A 2,642-nucleotide genomic window follows, 5' to 3' on the forward strand; every position below is an offset into this window, starting at 1 on the left:
GCTGGCGGACGCGCGCGCGCAGGCGACATCGGCCACGGCGCAGGAACAGGCGCTCGAATCCCGCTTGGCCACGGCGGCGGCGCAGGCGGACGCGGCGGGACAGGATGCCGCCCGCACCGCGACGGCGCTGGCCGAGGCGAAGCGGCATCTGGCGGAGATGCAGGCGCAGGCGGCGGCGCTCGACCGCACCGTGACCGCCGACCGCGCGACGATCGACGCCAAGCTATCCGACCTCGCGAACTTGAACCAGGAGCTGAAGGCGCTGAGCGCCCTGCGCGACGAGCTGGAGCAAAAGGTGCAGGACGCGGCCGCGCGCGCCACCACCGAGCAGGAGCGCCGGGCGGCGGTGGAGGCGCAGCTCGCGCAGGAGAAGGATCTCGGCCAGTCCGCGCGGGCGCAGATCGCGCTGCTCAACCAACAGGTGGCGGCGATGCGCGCGCAGCTGCAGCAGGTATCGGGCGCGCTTGACCTCGCGCAGGCGACGATGCGCGACAAGGACGCGCAGATCAGCAATCTTGGCGAAAAGCTCAACGCCGCGCTGGCGAAGAAGGTGGAGGAGCTGCAGCGCTACCGCAGCGAGTTCTTCGGCCGGCTGCGCGACGTGCTCGCCGGGCGGCCGGGGCTGCAGGTGGTGGGCGACCGGTTCGTGTTCCAGAGCGAGGTGCTGTTCCCCGTCGGCAGCGCCGACCTCACGCCGTCGGGCGCCGACGAGATCGGCGCGCTCGCCAAGACGATCAAGCAGATCGCGTCGGAGATACCGGCCAACCTGCCGTGGATCCTGCGCGTCGATGGCCATGCGGACCGGCAGCCGATCGACCACGGCCGTTTCGCCAGCAACTGGGAGCTGTCGGCGGCGCGCGCGATCACCGTGGTCAAGCTGCTGATCGCCGACGGCGTGCCGCCCGACCACCTCGCCGCCACCGGTTTTGCCGACTATCAGCCGCTGGATGCCGCCGACACGCCGGCCGCCTATGCCAGGAACCGCCGGATCGAGCTGCGCCTGACGGATCGCTGACGCCCCCGCCGCCGCCTTGTCGCGTGCCGTGCGGGGCGGCATGGTGCGGGAAAATCAGACCGGATGCCCGCGCGGCGCCGGCAGCGACGGGGGGGTGCCATGGCGGTCACGACGAGCGGCGGGGTGTTGTCGGAGGCGGAGCACGGCACGCAGCTGCGCCGGGCGGTGATCGCGGCGACGGTCGGCACCACGATCGAATGGTATGATTTCTTCGTCTACGGCACCGCCGCCGGCCTGGTGTTCCCCAAGCTGTTCTTCCCGCACGAGGCGCCGCTGACGGCGACGCTCGCCTCGTTCAGCACGTATTTCATCGGCTTCATCGGCCGGCCGATCGGGGCGGCGATCTTCGGCCATTACGGCGACCGCATCGGGCGCAAGGCGACGCTGATCTCCACCCTGCTGCTGATGGGCTTCTCCACCTTCCTGATCGGCTTCGTGCCCGGCTATGCGACGATCGGCATCTGGGGCGCGGTGATCCTGACGGTGCTGCGCATGCTGCAGGGCATCGGCGTGGGCGGCGAGTGGGGCGGCTCGGTGCTGATCTCGATGGAATGGGCGCGCGGCTCCAAACGGCGCGGGCTGGTGGCGTCCTGGCCGCAATTCGGCGTGCCGGCCGGCCTGTTCCTCGCCAATCTCGCGGTGCTGGCCTTCAGCACCTGGTCCGGCGCGAGCTTCGCGGCCTGGGGCTGGCGGATCCCGTTCCTGCTGTCGATCGTGCTGATCGCGATCGGGCTGTGGATACGCCTCGGCATCCTGGAGACGCCGGTGTTCCGCGCGCTGGTCGCCGAGCGCAAGATCGAAAAGGCCCCCATCGTCGAGGTGATCCGCCGCCAGCCGCGCGAGATCATCCTGTCCGCCCTGCTGCGCATGGCCGAACAGGCGCCGTTCTACATCTACACCGCCTTCGTCTTCGCCTATGCGACCGGCACGCTGCACATCTCGCGCGACCTCATCCTCGCCGCGGTGCTGGCGGCGGCGTGCGTCGCCTTCGTCACCATCCCGGTGTCCGGACATATCTCGGACGTGATCGGGAGGCGCCGGATGTACCTCCTGGGCGCCGTCGCGACGGGGGTGTTCGGGTTCCTGTACTTCCCGCTGCTCGATACCGGGGCGCCGGTGCTGGTGTTCGCGGCGATCGTGCTGTCGCTGATCCCGCACGACATGATGTACGGGCCGCAGGCGGCGCTGATCGCCGAGGCGTTCACCCCGCGCCTGCGCTACAGCGGCGCCTCCCTCGGCTATCAGCTCGCGTCCATCATCGCGGGCGGGCCGGCGCCGCTGATCGCGACGGCGCTGTTCGCGCGCTATCACTCCGGCATGGCGATCTCGCTGTATATCGGCGCCTGCGCGGTCATCAGCGTGCTCGCCACGATGCTGATGCCCGACTATACGGGCCGCGACATCTCCGCCGAATACGACCGCGCCGGCTGACCCCCTCCGCACCATCGCCCGTCCACGCCATCCCTCGCCCGCCCGCGCCGCCTGGCGCGGGCGCCACACCCGTCAGGCAGGCCCCCGTGTCATTGCAGTCCCTGGGCGCCCGGCTGGCGCCCGCGTGCTTCGTCGTCCTGTGGGCGAGCGGCTTCATCGTCGCGCGGCTGATCACGGGCCACGCCGATCCGCTGAC

Annotated in this window: 2 protein-coding genes; both read left to right on the plus strand. The window is 70.9% G+C overall.

Annotation, left to right across the window (positions count from 1 at the left end):
* A partial coding sequence (locus B8460_RS12190; RefSeq protein WP_048861875.1) for a peptidoglycan -binding protein occupies positions 1 to 1,015 on the plus strand: 1,015 nt, incomplete at its 5' end.
* A gap of 99 nt (positions 1,016 to 1,114) precedes the next feature.
* Positions 1,115 to 2,446 (plus strand): MFS transporter, encoded by a 1,332-nt coding sequence (locus B8460_RS12195; RefSeq protein ID WP_048861876.1) that lies wholly within the window; start codon positions 1,115 to 1,117, stop codon positions 2,444 to 2,446.
* The last annotated feature ends 196 nt before the right edge of the window (positions 2,447 to 2,642 follow it).

It is taken from the genome of Acidisphaera rubrifaciens HS-AP3, assembly GCF_000964365.1.
GTDB lineage: Bacteria > Pseudomonadota > Alphaproteobacteria > Acetobacterales > Acetobacteraceae > Acidisphaera > Acidisphaera rubrifaciens.